Below are 19,932 nucleotides of genomic sequence, written 5' to 3' on the forward strand. Positions count from 1 at the left end.
GCGAACACCTCCAGCAGAATCAGAAATCGAGCAGTAGCTGCTTCTGCGTTGCACGGAAACCGTTGTAACATGTCATCCAATCGATGACAGGCATGATGTCATCGACTTGTTGACCACTCTTGGGAGGTGCCCGTGACCGCAGCCGACCGGCCGTCCCCGGCCCACACCGACGCCCACAGTCCGGCGTCCTTCCTCGCCGCCGCGGCAGCCCTGGCCGCCATCGACGCCGCGTTGCGCGACGCCCAGCACGAGACTCCCGACGCCTCCGGCCCCGGCCCCGAGCAGGCGCTGGCCTCGTTGATGCTGCTGCGGCAGGTCCGCGAGCAGCTCGCCGGATGGGAGACCGGGCTGATCGAGACCGCCCGTGACGAGGGCGCCAGTTGGGCCGACCTCGCCGGCCCCCTGGGCGTCGCCAGCCGCCAGGCCGCCGAACGCCGCTACCTGCGCGGCCGCCCCGGCGCCGCCGGCACCACCGGTGAGCAGCGCGTGACGGCCACCCGCCAGGCCCGGGCCGCCGACCGCGCCACCGCCACCTGGGCCCGCGACCACGCGGCCGACCTGCGCAGCATCGCTGGACAGATCACCGCACTGCGCCACGTCGCCCCCGAAGCGCGCCCCGCCCAGGCCGCCCTGCGGGCCGCGCTCGGCGCCGCCGACGCCGCCGAGCTCCTCATCCCCCTGGCCGACATGCGCCCCTACCTCGATGCCCGCCACGCCGACCTCATCGCCAGCCTCGACACCGTCGACGACCGGCGCACGCGGACCCCGGCCGCTGACGATGCCTGACTCCCGCCCTCCGGTGGCTCCCCCTGCGGGTGGGGCCCGGCGCCCGCACTGAACCACGCCGAGGACGGGGCACCAGCCCGTCCCGGCCCGCATGCCACTCCGTTCCTGACGTTCCCACAGAAAGAGGCCCCCATGGGCAGCAGCGTCCAGACGCTGGAATTCCAGGCCGAGACCCGCCAGTTGCTCCGGTTGGTGATTCACTCGATCTACTCGAACAAGGACATCTTCCTGCGTGAGCTGATCTCGAACGCCTCCGACGCCCTGGACAAGCGGCGACTGGAATCGCTGACCGACTCCAGCCCCACCGGGAGCGACGCCGCCGACCTGCACATCGTGCTGGAGGTCGACCAGGACGCCCGCACCTTGACCGTCCGGGACAACGGGATCGGCATGACCCGGGACGATCTCGTCGAGCTGCTCGGCACGATCGCCAAGTCCGGCACCGCCGCCCTGCTGGAGAAGCTGCAGGAGTCCAAGGACGCCGCCACCGCCGAGAACTTGATCGGACAGTTCGGCGTCGGCTTCTACTCGGCGTTCATGGTCGCCGACAAGGTGACCGTGCGCACCCGCCGGGCCGGCACCGACTCCGGTACCCGGTGGGAGTCCGACGGTGAGGGCACCTACGACATCCAGGCCGTCGACGACCTGCCCGTGGGCACGTCGGTCACGCTGCACCTCAAGCCGGTCGACAGCGAGGACGGACTCGCCGACTACCTGTCCGAGTCGAAGATCCGCCAGATCGTCAAGCGGTACTCGGACTTCATCCGCTGGCCGATCCGGATGGCCGCAAACGGCCCCGACGCCGAGGGCGAGAGCCCCTCCGCCCTCGACACGCTCAACTCGATGAAGGCGCTGTGGGCCCGGCCGCGCAGCGAGGTGACCGAGGACGAGTACACCGAGTTCTACCAGCAGATCAGCCACGACTGGCTGGCCCCGGCGGAGACGATCCACATGCGGGCCGAAGGGACCTTCGAGTACGAGGCGCTGCTGTTCCTGCCCGCGCAGGCACCGTTCGACCTGTTCTCCCGCGAGACCAAGCGCGGCGTACAGCTCTACGTCAAGCGGGTGTTCATCATGGACGACTGCGAAGCGCTCATGCCCAACTACCTGCGCTTCGTCAAGGGTGTCGTGGACGCGCACGACCTGTCGCTGAACGTCTCCCGCGAGATCCTCCAGCAGGACCGCCAGATCCGCGGCGTGCGGCGGCGCCTGGTCAAAAAGGTCCTCGGCGCCCTGAAGGATATGCAGTCCAAGGACGCAGAGCGCTACGCGAAGGTATGGGAGCAGTTCGGCCGGGCACTGAAAGAAGGCCTGCTCGAGGACACGGACAACCTCGAAGCCCTGCTGGCGCTGATCTCGGCCGCCTCCACCCACGACCCGGAGAAGACCACCACGCTGCGCGAGTACGTCGCCCGCATGAAGCCCGGCCAGGACGCCATCTACTACCTGACCGGCGAGAGTCGCGCCATGGTGGAGAACTCCCCCCACATGGAGGCCTTCACCGCCAAGGGCTACGAGGTCCTCATCCTCACCGACCCCATCGACGAGGTGTGGACCGACCAGGTCCCCACCTTCGACGGCCACCGCCTGCAATCCATCGCCAAGGGCCAGGTCGACCTCGACGAGTCCGCGGACGGCGAGCAGCCGGCCGACGCCGACAAGGCCCAGCGCGAGCAGGACTTCGCCGCCCTGCTGCCCTGGCTGACCACCACCTTGTCCGACCATGTCAAGCAGGTCCGCCTGTCCGCACGCCTGACGACCTCGGCGGCCTGCATTGTTGGCGACGCCCACGACGTGACGCCGACTTTGGAGAAGATGTACCGGGCGATGGGCCAGCAGATCCCCCCGGTCAAGCGGATCCTGGAACTCAACCCCGCCCACCCGCTGATCAGCGCGCTGCGCACGGCCCACGCCGCGGGTGCCGACGACCCGGCACCGGCGGAGATCGCCGAGCTGATCTACGGCAGCGCGCTGCTGGCCGAGGGAGGTGACCTGCCCGACCCCGCCCGCTTCACCCGGCTGCTCACCGACCGCCTGGCCCGCACCCTGTAGCCCACGGCGCGGCCTGGGGGATCCGGCCGGGGGCCCGGCCGGATCCGGTCGCCCTTCGCACGGTGGCCGCGCGCCGTGCGGACGACCTGGCGGGGGCCCGGCGCCCGCTCGCCGACGTCGGCGCGGGCCGGGGCGCTCGCACCGCCCGGCCGCGGGCCCGGCCGGCTCGGCAGCCGGAGAAGCGCTGGGGATGCCGTCGCGCGTGTCCCGGTGCGCGACGGCAGGCGGCCCGGCGGTGCAGCTCAGCCGGGTGCGGCGGATGCCTGCAGGAGCAGGTGCAGGCGATGCAGTCCGCGGCGTGCGTGGCTCTTGACCGTCCCCAGCGGCAGGCCCGTGCGGGCGGAGATCTCCGCGTGCGTCAGGTCGGCGTAGAAGGCCATGGACAGCACCTGCTGCTGGGCTGCGGGCAGCCGGGCCAGCTCGCGGGTGATGACGATGCGGTCGAGCGCGGCGTCCGGTTGGGCGCCGGGGTTCGCCTCGCGCGGGAGCGCGCCGCCGGCCTTGGCCACCAGGGCGGCGCGCCGGGTGCGGGCGGTGAGGGCGTCGGCGATCTTGCGGTGGGTGATGCCGATCAGCCAGCCGGCCAGGGCGCCGCGGTCCGGGCGGTAGCCGTGTCGGCCGCGCCAGGCGGCGAAGAAGACCTGTTGGGTGACGTCCTCGGCTTCGCGCGCGTCGCCGAGAGATCGGCGCGCGAGCGCGTACACCACCGCGCCCCAGCGGTCGTAGGCGGCGGCCACGCAGTCCTCGTCGCCGCGCACCAGACCGGCCGCCAGTTCCGCGTCGCCCAGTGCCGAGGCGGCCGGCGCCCACAACGGCGCGGGGGACGGTGCCGGTACGGCGGCGGAGCCGGGTATGGGGGCGGGCACCGCGGCGGCAGCCGGTGCGCAGGCGGGGTCGTGCGCGCTGTGGTCGGCGCTGCGTATGGCCATGAACGGTAACCCGCCCTTCGTCGGTCGGAGCCGGCGGGTGCCGGTGACCCCGGGCCGGGCACCAGCCACCGGCCCCCGCGGTGGGGCCGCGCTCTCAGGATCGGAAGATGGATCATGTGGAGCAACTTGCATTGGTTATGCGTCGTATAGTCGGGGGATGGTCACAGCCGTAGCGGGAACGCCGGACGCGCCGCCGGCGCAGCAGCCGGCCGAGGTCGGGATCAGCACCGGTGCGCTGGCCCGGCGGCTCGGCGTCTCCGCCACCACCGTGCGGACGTGGGATCGGCGCTACGGCGTCGGCCCGGCGGTGCGCTCCAGCGGCCAGCACCGGCGGTGGACCCCGCAGGACGTGGCCGTCGTGGAGGAGATGTGCCGGCTCACCGCCTCGGGTGTGCCGCCCGCGGAGGCGGCCCGCGTCGTGCGCGGGGCCGGCCCGGCGCAGGCCGACGCCGCGCCGTCCGGCCCGCCGCGGCCCGCCCGCCCGGCGTCGAAAGCGGGCAGCGGCCTGCCGCTCGGCGAAGCCCGGCAGGAGTGCCGCGGGCTGGCGCGGGCCGCCATGCGGCTGGACGGGCCGGCCGTGGACGCGCTGCTCGCCGGATTGATCGACCGGCACGGCCTGGTCGTGGCCTGGCAGGAGGTGATGGCACCGACCCTGCGCGCGGTGGGCCGCAAGTGGCAGACCTCCGGCGAGCGGTACGCGGAGGTGGAGCATCTGCTGTCCTGGCACGTCTCGTCCGCGCTGCGCCGGCTGCCCGGGACGCCGCCCGCGGCGGGCGCCACACCGGTGCTGTTGGCCGGGGTGCCGCACGACCCGCACACCTTGGCGTTGGAAGCTTTGGCCGCGGGACTCAGCTCCCTGGGGGTGGCCACGCGCATGTTCGGCGGCGCGGTGCCCGCGGACGCCCTCGACGAGGCGGTCCGCCGGATCGGTCCGGCGGCCGTCGTGCTGTGGTCCCAGTCACGCGCGACCGCCGACCGCCGCCTGGCTCGGCGGGTCGCGGCCACGTCCTGGGGCGTGCGGGGCGCTCGCGCGCATCCCCTGGTGCTGCTGGCCGGGCCCGGCTGGGCGGGGCCATTGATGCCCGGCATGCTCCGCCCCCAGAGCCTGCTCGACGCGCTGTCCGCGCTGGCCGAGGCCGGTTCGGCAGACGGGGCCGCCGGCGGGCCGGTGCCGGCGGCCGCCACCTGACGCCCAGGTGCGGTGGGGGCGGGCGGCTCACCCCTCGTCGGCGGTCGGAAGGGACCGCGGGGCCAGGTACTCCGCGACCAGGGCGTCGGCGGTGGAGTGGAGGGTGTAGCCGGTGCGCACCGTGGTCCTGCCGCGGGCGGCCAGCGCCCGGCTGGCCGCGGCCGGCATCTGCACCAACCGCTCCAGGCCCGGGGCCAGGGCCGCGGGCGAGGAGGTGTCCAGCAGGACCCCGTTGACGCCGTCGCTCAGGTAGTGACGCACGCCGCCGCGCTGCGGGGCGGCGGTCGGCAGACCGGCGTCCATGGCCTCCAGCACCCCGATCCCGAACTCCTCCTTGGCGCTGGGGCACACGTACCACGCGCGGACCCCCGAGGTCGGGTCGGCCAGCGCCCGCTCCAGCCGGCGGATGCGCGCGTTGGCCAGGGCCGGCAGCAGGACGAGGCGGTGCGCGGCGTCCGGGTGGCGGGCCAGCAGGCGGCGGATGCGGGCGCGCATCGCGGTCTCGGCGGCCGACGGGGCGGTGGACGCGCCGCCGATCAGCACCAGAAACGCCCGCCGGTACAGGCCGGCGTCCAGCCAGGCCCGCACCAGGACGTCCTGCTGCTTGACCGGATGCAGCCGGCCCACCGACAGCAGCACCTGTTCGGGCCGCACGGGCGGGCCCGGGGAGCGGGGGCCCAGGACCGCAGCCAGCAGCGCCGACCGGTCGGACGCTTCGTCGGCTGCGGGCACGTACGGTCCGATGCCCTCGGGTGGCACGGCCGGCCCCGCACCGCCGCGTGCGGCGGCCAACTGGGGGAAGTGCTGGAGCAGCTCCGCACTGCCGCCGTCGTGCCCGGGAATGCCGATGACACGTCCGGCCCGTTCGACCAGCCGATCCGCCAGGAACACCCGGTGCAGGTCGTGGCGCAGCTCCTCGGACGGGGTCGGGGCCGCCCCGTGGCGCTCGGTCATCTGCCGGTGCGGATCGGGGGTGGCGGTGAACACCAGGCGCGCTCCCAGCCGGTCCGCGGCCTGGGCCATGGCCAGCGAGCCGTCGTCGGCGTACCGGGCGTGCACGATGTCCAGCGGTGTCCCGAGGCCGCCCAGCAGCCGTGCCGCCCACCAGGCCAGCGCCTGGCGGTGGGCGCCCATCTCGTCCTGGGCGAGCGGTCGATCGGCGTCCACGGGCAGGCGCAGCACCCAGTGACCGGGCCCCCGGGCGGTCAACAGCCCCTCCTCGCGGGCCAGGTCCTGCCGGCAGGCCGTGACCACGGTGACCACGGCTGCGACCTTGCCGGTGGCGGCCAGGGCGTCACCCAGTCCGCTGAGCAGCACGCTCAGCCCGCCGCTCAGCCCCTCTCCGGGACGGTCCAGGGCGCCGAGCAGCATCGACTGGGCGACGAGCAGGCCCGGGCGGTGCGCCGCGGCCGGCAGCACCGGGCCGGCGTCCCTGTCCAGCAGCAGCCGCTCGTAGGGATCGCGCGCCCGGGCGGCGGGGGGCAGGAAGTGCGCGCCGTGCGGCAGGCCGGCCAGGTAGCGCCAGGACGCGTGCCGGGTGGCGCGATCACCGTGCTGTGCCAGGTCGACCGCCTCGTGGGGCTGCAGGGGTTGCAGCTGGAGCGCGGCGGCGAGGTCCAGCAGTTCCGCCTGCCCGCCCGCGGGCGGGCAGCGCAGCAGAGCCTCGCGCAGGGCGGCGCGCCCGCGGTCCGCGCCGTGCACGCGCACCGCGTCGGGCCATGCCTCGGCCACCGCGGTGCGCACCCGGTCCGGGCCGCCGTTATGGCGGACCAGCGCCTCGGGACGGTGGGCCAGCCCCATCCGGCAGACCCGGCGCAGCCGGGCCAGCAGCAGGTCCTGCGCCTCCCAGCGCACCCCGTGCGGGAACGACCAGCCGTACTCCGCCTGGGTCAGGTGCAGCAGTCCGCCCGCGCCGGGGCCCGCGGTCGCCGGCCGGATGCGGCCGGTCCAGAACGCCGACCGCCAAGCGGCGAAGGCGTCGTCCGGTGGCGGCCCCCAGGGCTCTTGCGGCCGCGCGCACGGGGGGTGGTCGGCGGCCTGCTCGGCCGCGGGCCCCGGTGGCTGGTCGATCGGCGGTGCGTCGTTCATGGCGGACTCTCCCGGGCGCAGGGGCTGCAGGTGGGGCACAGTCATCGCTTCGGCTCCGTGGGCCGCGGTGGATGCACCGCCGGCACCGGATCTGCGTCACGGCGCGAACGGCGCTCGGCTGGCAGGATCGGTCGTCCCCGTCGTGCACCGGCCGTCGGGCGCGCCCGGGCCGGCCGGCCCGGGCGCCGCACAGCACCGCCTGCCGTGAAGGAGTCCCATGGCCCGGATCGTGGTGGTCAGTCCGCCGTTCCAGTCCCATGCCCAGCCGCTGTCCGTCCTGGCGGGGGCCCTGCGGCGGGCCGGCGACGCGGTGCACTTCGCGTGCGCGCCGCCGTTCGCGGCGCTGGCGCGCGAGGCAGGCTGCGCGTTCGTGCCGCTGACCGTGACGCGCAACGCCAACACCGGGATCGCGGAGACGACCGAGCAGGAACACCAGGAAGCGGCGCGCCTGCGGGAGTTCCTCGACGCCACCCGGGCCGGCCCGGTGCCCGCGCTGCTGGCGCAGGCCCGGCACCGGGGTGCCGATCTGCTCGCCGACCCGGAGGGGATCTTGACGGCGGTGCGCGACCTGCACGCTTCGCTGCGGCCGGACTGGTACCTGGTGGACCAGCTCAGCTACCCGGTCACGCTCGCCCTGCACGTGCTCGGGCTGCCGTACGCCACGTACTGTCCTGGCCATCCGGGGTACCTGCCGGCGGGTCCCGACGCCTACTTCGGGGAACCCGCCACCTGGCCCCGCGGGATCCAGCCGGACCCGGCCGCCCGGCAGCAGCTGCGCGCGGCCGTCCGCGCGAACGATGCGGCCTTCACCGCCCTGTTCGCGGACTTCGCCGCACGCCACGCCCCGCACCGGCCACCGCCCGGCCGGGCCTTCGCCCTGACCTCCCCCCACGCGGTCGTCTTCTGCTACCCGCCGCTGGAGGAGCTGCCCGTACCGCCGCCCGGGCCGCACGCCCTGTACGCGGGGCACTGCACGGACCCGGCCCCGCCCGTCCTGGACCGGCACTGGCGCGGTGTGCTCGAGCGGCTGCGGCGCGGCGCGGACCGCGTGGTGCTGGTGGCCTTCGGGACGTTTTTGTCCGCCCGCGACGACGTGCTGCGGATCGTCGCCCGCGGCGTGCGGGCGCACAGCCCCGGCACGGCGGTCATCGTGGCGGCCGGGGACCGCACGGCGGCCCTCGCGGACCTCATCGGCCCCCAGGTGTGCGTCGCGGCCTCCGTGCCGCAGCGCGCGCTGCTGAGCGAGATGGACGCGATGGTGCACCACGGCGGCAACAACTCCTTCACCGAGTGCCTGGCGGCCGGCGTCCCCGCGCTCGTGCTGCCGTTCTGCAGCGACCAGTTCGCCATCGCGCACGATGCGGAGCGCGCGGGGGCCGGTGTCGTGCTGGATCCGGCGGATCTGACCGAGCAGGCGGTGGGACACGCCGTGAGCGGGCTGTTCACCGCGCCGCCGGCGGGCCTGGCGCACCTGACCGCCGGCGTGCGGCAGCGCGGGCCGCAGTGGGCGGCGGCGCGGTTGCGGGCCGCGATGGCACCGGGCGGGCGCCGGCCGTAACGGTAGCCGCGTCCGGCGCGCGGCCGGGCTCTGCTGCCGCGCGCCAGGACCCGCCGCCCGCTCGCCGCGGGTGCCGCCGCCCCGGTCGGCGCTCGCGGCGCGCGGCCGGCCGCCGACCCCGGCGCCCGAAGCCCCCGGCGTCCCAAGCCCCCTGGGAGCGGGCGCCGATCGCGGGCCGGCCCGATTGCGGTGGACCAGGTGCATCCGCGGGCCGGTCTTCTACAGAAGGACAGGAGACACCAGCCGAACGACGCGAGGAGAGTGGCAGCACCCGATGAGGCGCATCGCCAACGAGTACCCCTCCACCGGTGAGCAGGCGCCCTGGGCGTCCGCGGACGGCAGCGCGCCGTGCGGCTGTGGCACCGATCCGTTGGATCCGGCGGCCGTGGACGCCGACGTGGCGGCCGCGGTCGGGCGGGTGCTGGGCCAGGAACTGCGCGAGCGGGTCTTCGCCGCCGCGGCGATCGATCCGGTGTTCGCCCAGGACATCGCCGAACGGGTGGCCCGCTTCACCCTCGACGGCGGCAAGCGCACCCGCTCCCAATTCCTGTGGTGGGGCCTGCGGGCCGCCGGCGGCGGGCGGCGTGCGGAGCAGACCCACGCCGCGCTGCGGATCGCCGGAGCGGTGGAACTCCTGCAGACCTGCGCCCTGGTGCACGACGACGTCATGGACGGCTCCGCGCTGCGGCGCGGCCTGCCGGCCGTCCACTGCGCCCTGGACGCCCAGTACGCGTCACCGCCGTCCCCCGGCGCGGCCGAACCCTTCGGCCGTGCGGCGGCCATCTTGGCCGGCGACCTCGCGCTGGCCTGGGCCGACGACATGGTCGCCAACACCATCCTGCCCGCGAACGCCTACCGCCGGGTGCGGGGCGTCTGGCAGGCCATGCGCACCGAGATGGTGGCCGGGCAGTATCTGGACCTGCACGGGCAGGCCACCGGCTCGCGGTCCGCCGCGCGGGCGCTGCGCACCGCGTGCCTCAAGAGCGCGCTGTACTCCGTCGAGCGCCCGCTGGCGCTCGGCGCCGCACTGGCCGAGGCGGATCCGGCCACCACCCAGGCCCTGTGCGCGGCGGGCCGGCAGACCGGCATCGCCTTTCAACTCCGCGACGACCTGCACGGGGTGTTCGGCGACCCCGCGCACACCGGCAAGCCCTCGGGCGAGGACATCCGCGACGGGAAACCCACGTACCTGTTCGCGGTGGCCCGCGACCGCGTCGAGGCGGCGGGCGATCAGCGCGCCGCCCGGTTCCTGGATGCGTCGTTGGGCCGGGCGGACCTGTCGGCGAGCGATCTGGACCGGGTGCGGGACCTGCTGGTCGCCACCGGTGCGCGCGAGGCCGTCGAGGCCCGGATCGCGCAGTTGGCCGACGACAGCGGCCAATACCTGGCGGGCGCGCCCCGCATCGGCCCGGCCGCCCGCGGCCGGCTGCTGGCGCTGTTCCAGCAGGCCGCGGGCACCCACCCGCCCGCCCCGCAGCCGGCGGCGGGCGGGCCGGCCGCACCGGGCCTGCAGGACGCCCCCTTGGGAGGAGACCGATGAGAACCGTCCCTGGACGCACCGACCACGTCGTGGTGGTCGGCGCCGGCCTGGCCGGACTGTCCGCCGCGCTGCACCTGCTGGGCGCCGGCCGGCGGGTGACGGTCGTCGAGCGCGCCGCCCTGCCCGGCGGCCGGGCCGGGAAGATCGAGCGCGGCGGCTACCGGATGGACACCGGCCCGACCGTGCTCACCATGCCCGACCTGGTGGCGGAGGCGTTCGACGCGGTCGGCGAGACCATGACGGACCGCCTGGACCTCATCGCGCTGCACCCCGCTTACCGGGCCCAGTTCGCCGACGGCAGCCAACTCGACGTGCACACCGGCGCCGAGGCGATGGAAGCGGAGATCGAACGCTTCGCGGGACCGGCCGACGCGGCGGGCTACCGGCGGCTGCGCCAGTGGCTCACCGCGCTCTACGCCGTGCAGATGCGACGCTTCATCGACACCAACTTCGACTCACCGCTGCAGCTGCTGCACCCGGACCTGGCCCGGCTGGCGGCCCTGGGCGGCTTCGGCCGGCTCGACAGCCGCATCGGCGCCTTCGTCGCCGACGAGCGCCTGCGCCGGGTCTTCACCTTCCAGTCGCTGTACGCGGGCGTGCCACCGGCCCGCGCGCTGGCCGCCTACGCGGTGATCGCCTATATGGACACCGTCGCCGGCGTGTACTTCCCGCGCGGCGGCATGCACGCCCTCCCGCAGGCCATGGCGGACGCGGCAGCCGCTGCCGGGGCCACATTCCACTACGGGCAGGACGTCACCCGCCTCGAGCGCTCCGGCGGGCGGATCACAGCCGTGGTCACCGATCACGACCGCATCGCCTGCGACGCGGTGGTCCTGACCCCGGACCTGCCGGTGGCCTACCGGCTGCTGGGCCGCACCCCGCGCCGCGCCCCCCGGCTGACGCATTCCCCCTCAGCCGTGGTCCTGCACGCGGGCACCGACCGCACCTGGCCGCAGCTGGCGCACCACACGATCTCCTTCGGCGCCGCGTGGAAGAGCACCTTCCACGAACTGACCCGTACCGGAAGCCTGATGTCCGACCCCTCCTTGCTGATCACCCAGCCCACGGCCACCGACCCGGACCTGGCCCCGCCCGGCAAGCATCTGCACTACGTGCTGGCGCCGTGCCCCAACACCACCATCGGGCCGGACGCCCGCGCGTGGGGGGAGCTGGCGCCGCCTTACCGTGACCGGCTGCTCGCCACCTTGGAGGAGCGCGGCCTGACCGGGATCGCCGCCGCCCTCGAGGAGGACTCCCTGGTGACGCCGGCCGACTGGACGGCGCAGGGCCATGCGGCCGGCACACCGTTCTCCGCGGCGCACACCTTCGCGCAGACCGGGCCGTTCCGCCCGCGCAACGTGGTGCGGGGCACCGACAACGTCGTGCTGGCCGGCTGCGGCACCACCCCCGGCGTCGGCGTGCCGACCGTGCTCCTCTCCGGCAAGCTCGCCGCGGCCCGCATCACCGGGCTGCGCCCGCCGCGGACGTCCCCGGCCGCCGGAGCCCACCGCACGGCACCCGGGCGCACGGCATGACGGCCCGCGAGCTCGACGCCGCCGGTATCACCGAGCCCGCGCTGCGCGCCGCGTACCTGCACTGCCGGCAGCTCAACGCCCGGTATGGCCAGACGTACTTCCTCGCCACCCGGCTGCTGCCGGTCCACCGGCGGCCGGCCGTGCACGCGCTGTACGGCTTCGCCCGCTGGGCCGACGACATCGTCGACACACTCGACCGCACCCGCACCCCCCAGGACCGGGCCACGGCGCTCGACGCGCTCAGCCACGAGCTGGCGGCCGGGCTCCGACACGGCACCAGCACCGAGCCGGTGGTGCACGCGCTCGCGCACACCGCCGCCGTCTACGCCATCGACCACCAGCACTTCACCGACTTCCTGGCGGCGATGCGCAGCGACCTGACGGTGACCGACTACCCGACCTACGCGGACCTGCGCGGCTACATGCACGGGTCCGCGGCGGTGATCGGACTGCAGATGCTGCCGGTGCTGGGCACGGTCGTCCCGCGGGCCGAGGCCGCCCCGCACGCCGCGGCCCTCGGGGTCGCCTTCCAGCTCAGCAACTTCCTGCGGGACGTGGGGGAGGATCTGGACCGGGGCCGGGTCTACCTGCCGGCGGACCTGCTGGCCGCGTACGGCGTCGACCGCGACCTGCTGGTGTGGAGCCGCACGACCGGGGCGCGCGACGGGCGGATCACCCGGGCGCTGCGGGCCGCCGCCGCCTTGAACCGCGAGGTCTACCGCCAGGCCGCCCCCGGCCTGCCGATGCTCGATCCGGTGGCCCGGCCCTGCATCCGCACCGCGCTCGTGCTCTACAGCGGCATCCTCGACGCGATCGCGGACGACGGGTACGCGGTGGTGCACCGGCGGGCGGTGGTGCCCCGCTCACGGCGGGCGGCGGTGGCGCTCGACGGCCTGGTCCGGGTGGGCGCGGCACGCCGCCGCGCCCACCGCGGTACCGCGCCGCCCCCCACCGGCAGCGTGCGGGTCCCAGCGCCCGCACCCCGCCCGCCGGCACAGCGGGCGAGCTCCCGCTCCGCGCGTCAGGACCCGTCATGACCGGCGATCGGCACAGCCGTTTTCCGCTGCGGATGCGCCGCGCCCCGGTGGACTGGGCGCAGCAGCCGCCGACGTGGCGCGCCGCGTCACCCCAGCTGATCGGCGCCGCGCTGCGGCGGGCGCTGGCCAGGCCGTCGGGGAACTGGTTCGTCGTCGGCGCCTCCCACACCGTGCGACCGGGCCGCCCCTACGGACGCATGGTCGGCGGCACCGAAGTGGTGCTGTGGCGCGACGCGACGGGCGCGCTGCGAGCCGGTCCCGGCGCCTGCCCGCACCTGGGCGCACCGCTGCGGGACAGCGCGGTGCGGTGCGGCACGCTGATCTGCCACTGGCACGGCCTGGCCCTGACCGGGGCGCCGTTCGCCGGCTGGCACCCGTACCCCGTGCACGACGACGGGCTGCTGATCTGGGTGCGCCTGGACCAGGTGGGCGGTGAGGAGCCGACGAGCGCGCCGGTACTGCCCGTGCGCCCGGACCTCACCCGGGCGGTGGCGGCCGTCTACACCGGCGTGGGCCGCTGCGCCCCGCAGGACGTGGTCGCCAACCGGCTCGACCCGTGGCACGGCGCGTGGCTGCACCCGTACTCGTTTGTGGACCTGACCGTGGACGACACCCCGTCCGCTGACCCGGCCGTGGCCGACGACGCCTTCGCCGTGACGGTGTCGTTCAAGGTCGCCGGGCGGGCGGTGGTGCCGGTGCGCGCGGTGTTCACCGCGCCGGAGCCGCGCACCGTCGTCATGCACATCACCGAGGGCGAGGGGCGGGGGTCGGTGGTCGAGACGCACGCCACGCCCTTGGGCCTCGACGCGTCCGGGCGGCCGCGCACCGCCGTGGTCGAGGCGGTGGTCGCCGCCTCGGACCGCCGGGGCTTCGCCCTGGCCCGGGCCGCCGCCCCCCTGCTGCGCCCGCTGATGCGGTCCGCGGCCGGGCGGTTGTGGCGCGACGACCTGGCGTACGCGCAGCGCCGGTGGGCGCTGCGCGCCAGCGGGCGCTTCCCGGGCTGACCGGCCGGTCGCTCAGCGCGCCGCCAGGCCGGCCAGCGCCCGCAGGAGCGGGGAGCGGCCGCGCGCGGGGACCGTCCACAGCGTCTGACCGCGCACCCCCCACCGGCCGAGCAGGGCGTTGGAGGCCAGGAACCCGGTGGTCGCCGCGCGCTCCATCAACGCGACCGGCAGGTCGGTGCGGACCGCGTCACCGGCCACCATCACGGTCGGGTGCGGGGTGCGCACGGTGGGCCGGTCCGCGAAGCCGCCCACCGGGAACAGCGGGCAGTCCGCGCGCCATTCGTGCTGCTGGTCGACGATCGCCGCCCGCCCGGTCTCCGGGTACACCCGCCGCAGCTCGTCGACCAGCCGCTGTTGGGTGGTGCGGCGATCGTCGTCGGGGCAGGCGTAGGCGTGCAGTTCGACGACCGAGCCCCCGGTGCGGGCCGTCCACCGGGCCGCCTCGCCCTCCCAGCGCTCCAGCACGCTGACATTGTCCAGCGGGCCGAACCCGCTGGTGCCGAGGAAGCCCGGGCGGTGGGCCGCGACCGGGCGGTCCAGCCAGAGCCGGGAGACGAGGAAGGGCGGTGCGGTCCGCAGCCGGGCCACCCGTGCGCGCCACGCCGGGTCGCACAGGGTCGGGGACGCGGCGGCCAACGCGCGCAGGCCGCCGTTGTCCAGGGCCAGGACGAGCGCGGCGAACCGCTGGGTCTGTCCGTCGGCGGTGACCGTCGGTCCGCGGTCCGCCGACGACGCCACGGCAGTGACCTGGCTCCCGGTGCGGATCTGCACGCCGTGGCTCTGCAGGTAGCGGCCCAGCGGCTCCCACAGCGCCTGCGGATAGGGCTCGTCGGGCACGTCGAACAGCAGGCCCTCGCTGGAGCCGAGGAAGTAGATGTGGAACATCAACACCAGTTCGGCCGCCGACAACTCGCGCGGGTCGGCGAAGAAGCTGCGGGAGAACACCTCGAACGCCAGGTGCTGGGCGGCTGGGGGGAAGCGGATGCGGGCCAGGAAGTCGGCGGCGCTGATCGTGTCGAGGCGGGCGTAGACCTGCGGCACCCGCACGTCCAGCAGCGGCAGGGCCGCGGCCGGGTTCATCCGCAGCAGATCCTGCCAGCCGAACGCGGGACTGCGGGCGACGAAGCCCAGCGCGCTCCACGGCGGGGTGCGCGGGACGCGGGCGAAACTGTCCAGCATGCCGCTGCTGTGCTGCAGCGGGTAGTCGGGCAGGGCGGTGAGCATGCCCAGGCCCGGGTCGGTACGGCGCAGCAGACCGCGCAGGTTGTAGTACTGGCGGAAGAAGGCGTGAAAGCCGCGGCTCATCGTGGCCGGTGAGCCGTCGGCCAAGGTGGTGGACCAGCCGGCCAGGCGCCCACCGAGACCGGCACCCTGCTCGTACACGGTCACGCGGGCACCGCGCTCGGCCAGGCCGGTGGCGGCGGCGAGCCCGGCGATGCCGCCGCCGACCACGGCGACCTCGGGGGCGTCGTCGCCGAAGCGGCGGCGGCCGGGCGGCGCCGGGATCACCTGCGCGCGCCGGTCGCGGCCCCGCCGCGGGGTGCTCGCTCCGCCGCTGACCGCGCGTGCGGCGCGCCGTGCGGCGGAAGGATCGTCGGCGGGGTCGGGGTCGAAGGCGGACGACCGCCGGCCGTCGGGCAGCAGAGGCATGGCACGTGCTCTTCCTGATCAGGGGACAGGGGGCAGGCGTCGGCCGCTCAGGGGCGGGCCGGGGGGTGGCGTTTGCGCAGGAACGGCAGTTCGGCAACCGTGCGCAGCATCGGCACGACGGGGGTGTGCAGGCCGAGGGACACGTCCTCGGCCGGCCGGGAGCGGCCGTCGAGGAAGCGCAGCAGGCGTTCGGGCGGCACCTGGCGCCACAGCGCGGTGAAGAACGCCGCCCCGTCCACCCGCCCGGTGTCCAGCGCCCGCAGCATCACGGCGTCCATCGCCCGCCCCCGGCGCCCGTAGGGAAGGGGCGGGACGGGGGTGCGGCCGCGGCCAGGGCCCAGGAGGGTGTCGGCCACGGCCTGGGTCTGCCGCTGGACGCCGGCGAAGGTGTAGCCGGTCGACGCCCGCGTGGCGCCGCCCGCCGTGCCGATCCGGAAGACCGAGCGCCCGCCGCGCGGGGTGAACCGCCCGTCGGTCATCGGGATCACCCCCTGCTCGACCGCGGTGATCGTGCACCGGCCGAGCTGCAACACCGCGGTGGTGTAGTGCCGCAACGCCGCGTCGTAGCTTCCGCTGTCCAGGGCCGCGGCGGAGAATTCGGTGTACTCCACCAGCGCTTGGCGGGGTCCGAGGGGCAGCACGTAGCCGAAGGACAGCCCGTGCGCGGGCTGGGGGGTGCGGAAGTCCATCACGTCCGCGACGGCCGGGTCGAACCGGTCTTCGGCGGTTTCGACGAACCAGCCCCGAAAGTGTTGCAGGAGTGTGGTGCGGGCCGCCGGCAGGCGTCGCAGCGGGCGGGAGTCGAAGACCCAGCGCGCCGCCAACTCCACGGGCGCTCCCGCCGCGTCGCGTGCCTGGACCCGTGCCCCGTCCGGCCCGTCCAGGACCGCCTCGACGGTCGCCTCGATCCGCTCGCAGCACCCGGACGCCGCCACGTGCGCCCCGACGAACCGGGCGAAGGCATCCGAGCGCAGCATCTTGTAGCGCAGCGGCGCCGGATCCACCACGGTCCCTGCCCCGTCCGCCCCGCGCACCCGCAGCCGGTCCCAGGACGCGGCGAGGACCGCGTCGTACGGTCCGCCGGGCGGCTCCCAGAAGCACCAGGTGCGCTCCGGTGGGCGCAGCGCCCCGGCCGGGGCGTCCACCAGCAGGATGCGGGGTTGGCGCGGTCGGTCCGCGGTCGCGCACAGGCGATGCGCGAGGGAGAGTCCGGCCGCACCGGCCCCCACGATGACCACGTCCGCGTCCCGCAGGCGCGCTCCTGCCGGGGCGACGCGCCCCCGGCTGTCCGTCCTCTGCTGCCGCATGGAGATCATTCGGCGGCAGGGGACCGTTTGGATGCGCTCGGCCGGTGGGAGCGGTGGCGCGCGGGACACAGCACGCTCGGGTGCCGTCCGGCGGGCCCGGAAACCCCACGGCGGACGGCACTCAGGACGTGATCTCGACCCTGCCGCTGCGCAGGGGGCGCCCGTCGGACGGATCCGTGTCGCCCCCGGCCGCGATGAAGCCGGCGATGGCGGCAGCCACTGCTGCGGGCTGCTCATCGGGGATGAAGTGCCCGGCGTCGGGCACGACGACTCCGGTGACGGTGTCGGCCCACGGGCTGAGGGAGGCTGCCATGTCCGGGATGGAGCCGTGGCTGCTGGAGATGCCGAGGACGGGCACGGTCAGGTGCTGGCGGCTGAGCGCCTGGTGGTTCTTGCGGGCAGAGTCGGCGGCGTCCCGGTAGTAGGCGAGCGCGGCGCGGAGGCCGCCGTCGGCGGCGAGGGCCGCTGCGTAGTGGTCGATGTCGGCCTCGTCGAAGGTGCCGGGGGACAGGGCCTTGGTGCGCAGGAACCAGCCGACGTAGTCCCGTTCGCGGCCGCTGAGCAGGGTCTCGGGCAGGTCGGGCACGAGGTGGAACGCGAAGTGCCAGGTCTTCCACGCCCCGGCCGCATCGGTGGGAATCGTTTGCGGCAGGGTGATGCCGGGGATTCCGGCGTCGAGCAGGACGACCCCGTGCAACGGGCGCTCGACGTCGAGGGCGAGGGAGAACGCGACCCAGGCTCCGATGTCGTGGGCGGCCAGCCAGTAGTGCCGCACGCCGAGTGCTTCGACGGCGGCGTGGACGTGGGCGGCGACGGTGTGCGTGTCGTAGCTGCGCTCCGGGCGCTCTGAGTGGCCCTGCCCCGGCAGGTCGATCGCGATGACGCGGAACCGGTCGGCGAGACGGGGCATGACCTTGCGCCAGGCCTGCCAGGTTTGCGGGAATCCGGCGAGCAGCACGACGGCCGGGCCGGTCGCCGAGCCGCCTTCGACGGCGTGCAGGCGGATGCCGTCGGCGTCGACCCAGCGGTGGGTGAACCCGTCCAGATCGTGCAGGGGCAGGCCGCGGACAGGGTTGGCTGGGGAGACCTGCTGCTGGGGGGTCGCGGGGTCGGTCACAAGAATTCTCCCTTGGTGCGCGATGCGCCGGCGGGGTGCTCCGCACGAGGGTGGACCCCGCGAGCGCGATGTCGGAGATCGAGGGACGGCAGGGGCGCGGTCGAGGACACCCACCGGCCGGCGATCGTGTCGGCAACCTAACACATCTTGAACTGGTCAGTTCAAGATAGAGTGGTGTGCAGCGCAGCGCTCAGGGTCAATCGACACCCCGGTGAGGAAGTGCCCCGTGGCAGGCAAGAAGCAGTTCGACTGGGACACGGCACTCGACGCCGCGATGATCCAGTTCTGGCGTGCCGGCTACGCGGACACCTCCTTGGACGACCTGTCCCGGGCCACCGGTCTGAACCGCAGCTCCATCTACTCCTCGCTCGGTGACAAGGACACGCTCTTTGTGCGCTGCCTGGACCGCTACGCCGCGCGCTACGGCCACCAGTACGACGCCGCCCTGTCGTGTGCTGCTGCGGAACCCGTGGCGGCCCTTCGTGCGTTCTTCGACATCACCCTCCAGCGCATCGCCGATCCCCAACTGCCCGATGGATGCCTGGTGGTCCAGTCGGCCATGGCGATGGCGGTGCTCAGCCCCACGGCCGCGGCGCACACCAAGGAGGCGCTCGGCTTCCAGCGTCGTCGCCTGCGCGCCGCGTTGCGGGCCGGGCGCTTGACCGACCCGGACGCCGACGCCTTCGCGGAACACGCAGCGGCCGTGAACCAGTCCCTCGCCGTCATGAGCAGGGCTGGGGCGAGCCCGACGCAACTGCTGGCCATCGTGGGGGTGACCGTGGACGCGCTCGCACAAGCGGTGCGCACGACGAGGCGTGTCTAGGAAGCTGCCTCGGAGCCCGACATGACGAGTTGAGGATGGACGTTGCTACAGGTCGGCCGCTGCGTCCTGGTCCTGCACGGCGAAGGGTTCCGCCGGCACCCTGGCATGCCGTTCGACACGATCCCCGAATACCTCGGCTGTCTCCCACACCAAGCCTGATCTGGTGACTTACCGGCGAAATTAGCTAGGTTGCCCTTGCCTCACTCAACGCCCCCAAGGGAGCGGCAGCCGATGAGTCAGCAGCCGAAGACCTTCCGTGCAATCGAGGTCGGCGACGGAAGCGACGGGCGATGGACCACCCATACACAGGCCCTGTGGCCGCTCGCGGAGGGGTGGATGACCGAGGAGAGCCGGACCGTGAAGAGCGCGGACCGTGCTCGGAAGCTGTTCGAGGCGCACATGCCGGAGCTGGTCCCCGTGCTCGACCGCCTCGCCGGTCAGCTCGACCGGCCCGCAGGGGAGACCTTCCTCACCCTTGCGACCTTTGCGACCTTGCGACCGTTCTTCTCGGGCTGCACCCAAATCGGCGGCAGTGGCACCCTGCTGCGTAACTACGACTTCAGCTCCGACGAGTGTGAGGGCACCATCGTCTCCTCCCACGTCCTGCGGCCAGTGATCGGAATGCAGGATGCCGCCTGGGGCTTGCTGGACGGGATGAACGATGCCGGACTCGCGGTCTCACTCACCTTCGGTGGGCGATTCGTCCATGGCCCGGGCTTCGCCGTCCTCATCGTCCTGCGCTACCTGCTGGAGACGTGTAGCACCGTTGACGAGGCAGTCGGCAAGCTGAAGTCCATACCGATCGCAATCCCGCAGAACGTCACTCTCGTCGACTCCGAGCAGGCGGTGACGGTGTTCGTGGGACCGGACATCTCTCTGATCGAGACACCGGACGCCTGCGCTGCCAACCACCAGCACTTGCCGGTGCCTGACGAACAGGAGCAATTCTCCCGGACGCAAGAGCGACTGGGCGCTATTCGCGCAGCAGGCACGGACGTGGCGGCGATGCTGAAGCCGCCGCTGTATCAATCCGCCTACAACGAGGGACTGGGAACGGTCTACACCGCCCATTACCAGCCTTCGGAGGGCCGAGTGAGCTACTACTGGCCTGGCGAGTCCTGGGAGCAGTCCTTCGACGACTTCGCTCCGGGGCCCCGCACTGTGACCATCGGCCGAGCCAGCTGAGAGCTCGTCGCGGTCATACGCTGGCAAACCGTCACGCTGGTGGAACCCGCCACATCCCGTGATCCGGCATCCAACGTTGCCGAGTGGCCAACGGGACTCCCGGCGGCCCCTTTTGCTTCGTACGGTGGCCGC

At 74.4% G+C, this 19,932-nt stretch carries 15 protein-coding genes; 10 read left to right on the plus strand and 5 right to left on the minus strand.

Features of this window, described 5'->3' with window-relative positions; translation table 11 throughout:
- Positions 1-132: 132 nt before the first annotated feature.
- Both ABZ721_RS14980 and htpG read left to right on the plus strand, forming a co-directional pair.
- Positions 133-786, plus strand: coding sequence for a type III effector protein (locus ABZ721_RS14980; RefSeq protein WP_358789030.1), 654 nt, complete (start codon positions 133-135; stop codon positions 784-786).
- Positions 787-918: 132 nt separating this feature from the next.
- Positions 919-2,838: a molecular chaperone HtpG gene (gene htpG, locus ABZ721_RS14985; protein WP_358789031.1), complete on the plus strand. Its 1,920-nt coding sequence runs from the start codon at positions 919-921 to the stop codon at positions 2,836-2,838.
- 242 nt (positions 2,839-3,080) lie between these two features.
- Here the strand turns inward: htpG and ABZ721_RS14990 are convergent, their stop codons facing one another.
- Positions 3,081-3,767 (minus strand): sigma-70 family RNA polymerase sigma factor, encoded by a 687-nt coding sequence (locus ABZ721_RS14990; protein WP_358789032.1) that lies wholly within the window; start codon positions 3,765-3,767, stop codon positions 3,081-3,083.
- A 157-nt stretch (positions 3,768-3,924) separates the two neighbouring features.
- On the opposite strand from ABZ721_RS14990, the gene ABZ721_RS14995 reads away from it, so the two are divergent.
- Positions 3,925-4,956 (plus strand): MerR family transcriptional regulator, encoded by a 1,032-nt coding sequence (locus tag ABZ721_RS14995; protein ID WP_358789033.1) that lies wholly within the window; start codon positions 3,925-3,927, stop codon positions 4,954-4,956.
- 27 nt (positions 4,957-4,983) lie between these two features.
- On the opposite strand, the gene ABZ721_RS15000 is transcribed toward ABZ721_RS14995, so the two are convergent.
- Positions 4,984-7,044 carry a glycosyltransferase gene (locus ABZ721_RS15000; protein ID WP_358789034.1) on the minus strand — a complete coding sequence of 687 codons (2,061 nt, stop codon included), beginning with the start codon at positions 7,042-7,044 and terminating at the stop codon, positions 4,984-4,986.
- Positions 7,045-7,261: 217 nt separating this feature from the next.
- On the opposite strand from ABZ721_RS15000, the gene ABZ721_RS15005 reads away from it, so the two are divergent.
- From ABZ721_RS15005 to ABZ721_RS15025, 5 genes are all read left to right on the plus strand, one after another.
- Positions 7,262-8,602 carry a glycosyltransferase gene (locus tag ABZ721_RS15005; RefSeq protein ID WP_358789035.1) on the plus strand — a complete coding sequence of 447 codons (1,341 nt, stop codon included), beginning with the start codon at positions 7,262-7,264 and terminating at the stop codon, positions 8,600-8,602.
- Positions 8,603-8,876: 274 nt separating this feature from the next.
- Positions 8,877-10,142, plus strand: coding sequence for a polyprenyl synthetase family protein (locus ABZ721_RS15010; RefSeq protein WP_358789036.1), 1,266 nt, complete (start codon positions 8,877-8,879; stop codon positions 10,140-10,142).
- On the plus strand, positions 10,139-11,677 hold the full coding sequence (locus tag ABZ721_RS15015; RefSeq protein WP_358789037.1) for a phytoene desaturase: 1,539 nt from the start codon (positions 10,139-10,141) through the stop codon (positions 11,675-11,677). The genes ABZ721_RS15010 and ABZ721_RS15015 overlap by 4 nt, the downstream gene beginning before the upstream one ends.
- Positions 11,674-12,714, plus strand: coding sequence for a phytoene/squalene synthase family protein (locus tag ABZ721_RS15020; RefSeq protein ID WP_358789038.1), 1,041 nt, complete (start codon positions 11,674-11,676; stop codon positions 12,712-12,714). The genes ABZ721_RS15015 and ABZ721_RS15020 overlap by 4 nt, the downstream gene beginning before the upstream one ends.
- Positions 12,711-13,718: a DUF5914 domain-containing protein gene (locus ABZ721_RS15025; protein WP_358789039.1), complete on the plus strand. Its 1,008-nt coding sequence runs from the start codon at positions 12,711-12,713 to the stop codon at positions 13,716-13,718. The genes ABZ721_RS15020 and ABZ721_RS15025 overlap by 4 nt, the downstream gene beginning before the upstream one ends.
- Positions 13,719-13,730: 12 nt before the next feature.
- On the opposite strand, the gene ABZ721_RS15030 is transcribed toward ABZ721_RS15025, so the two are convergent.
- The 3 genes from ABZ721_RS15030 to ABZ721_RS15040 all read right to left on the minus strand — a co-directional run bounded on the left by ABZ721_RS15030 (position 13,731) and on the right by ABZ721_RS15040 (position 17,792).
- Positions 13,731-15,368 carry an FAD-dependent oxidoreductase gene (locus ABZ721_RS15030; RefSeq protein WP_358789040.1) on the minus strand — a complete coding sequence of 546 codons (1,638 nt, stop codon included), beginning with the start codon at positions 15,366-15,368 and terminating at the stop codon, positions 13,731-13,733.
- A 47-nt stretch (positions 15,369-15,415) separates the two neighbouring features.
- The gene (locus ABZ721_RS15035) at positions 15,416-16,675 is read right to left on the minus strand and encodes a lycopene cyclase family protein (RefSeq protein WP_358789041.1); all 1,260 of its coding nucleotides are present in this window, start codon (positions 16,673-16,675) and stop codon (positions 15,416-15,418) included.
- Between the two features lie 121 nt (positions 16,676-16,796).
- Positions 16,797-17,792, minus strand: a complete 996-nt coding sequence (locus tag ABZ721_RS15040) for an alpha/beta hydrolase (protein WP_358789042.1) — start codon at positions 17,790-17,792, stop codon at positions 16,797-16,799.
- Positions 17,793-18,018: 226 nt separating this feature from the next.
- On the opposite strand from ABZ721_RS15040, the gene ABZ721_RS15045 reads away from it, so the two are divergent.
- Together ABZ721_RS15045 and ABZ721_RS15050 are read left to right on the plus strand one after the other, a co-directional pair.
- Positions 18,019-18,615, plus strand: a complete 597-nt coding sequence (locus tag ABZ721_RS15045) for a TetR/AcrR family transcriptional regulator (protein WP_358789043.1) — start codon at positions 18,019-18,021, stop codon at positions 18,613-18,615.
- Positions 18,616-18,846: 231 nt separating this feature from the next.
- Positions 18,847-19,800, plus strand: a complete 954-nt coding sequence (locus ABZ721_RS15050) for a C45 family peptidase (RefSeq protein ID WP_358789044.1) — start codon at positions 18,847-18,849, stop codon at positions 19,798-19,800.
- Positions 19,801-19,932 lie beyond the last annotated feature (132 nt).

The sequence above is a fragment of the Streptomyces sp. NPDC006733 genome, from assembly GCF_040636125.1.
Lineage (GTDB): Bacteria > Actinomycetota > Actinomycetes > Streptomycetales > Streptomycetaceae > Actinacidiphila.

Excerpts from the sequence above, each read along its gene's own strand:
- htpG (WP_358789031.1), top strand. The coding sequence starts at position 919 with ATGGGCAGCAGCGTCCAGACGCTGGAATTCCAGGCCGAGACCCGCCAG.
- ABZ721_RS14990 (WP_358789032.1), bottom strand. The coding sequence starts at position 3,767 with ATGGCCATACGCAGCGCCGACCACAGCGCGCACGACCCCGCCTGCGCA.
- ABZ721_RS14995 (WP_358789033.1), top strand. The coding sequence starts at position 3,925 with ATGGTCACAGCCGTAGCGGGAACGCCGGACGCGCCGCCGGCGCAGCAG.
- ABZ721_RS15000 (WP_358789034.1), bottom strand. The coding sequence starts at position 7,044 with ATGAACGACGCACCGCCGATCGACCAGCCACCGGGGCCCGCGGCCGAG.
- ABZ721_RS15005 (WP_358789035.1), top strand. The coding sequence starts at position 7,262 with ATGGCCCGGATCGTGGTGGTCAGTCCGCCGTTCCAGTCCCATGCCCAG.
- ABZ721_RS15010 (WP_358789036.1), top strand. The coding sequence starts at position 8,877 with ATGAGGCGCATCGCCAACGAGTACCCCTCCACCGGTGAGCAGGCGCCC.
- ABZ721_RS15015 (WP_358789037.1), top strand. The coding sequence starts at position 10,139 with ATGAGAACCGTCCCTGGACGCACCGACCACGTCGTGGTGGTCGGCGCC.
- ABZ721_RS15020 (WP_358789038.1), top strand. The coding sequence starts at position 11,674 with ATGACGGCCCGCGAGCTCGACGCCGCCGGTATCACCGAGCCCGCGCTG.
- ABZ721_RS15025 (WP_358789039.1), top strand. The coding sequence starts at position 12,711 with ATGACCGGCGATCGGCACAGCCGTTTTCCGCTGCGGATGCGCCGCGCC.
- ABZ721_RS15030 (WP_358789040.1), bottom strand. The coding sequence starts at position 15,368 with ATGCCTCTGCTGCCCGACGGCCGGCGGTCGTCCGCCTTCGACCCCGAC.
- ABZ721_RS15035 (WP_358789041.1), bottom strand. The coding sequence starts at position 16,675 with ATGCGGCAGCAGAGGACGGACAGCCGGGGGCGCGTCGCCCCGGCAGGA.
- ABZ721_RS15050 (WP_358789044.1), top strand. The coding sequence starts at position 18,847 with ATGAGTCAGCAGCCGAAGACCTTCCGTGCAATCGAGGTCGGCGACGGA.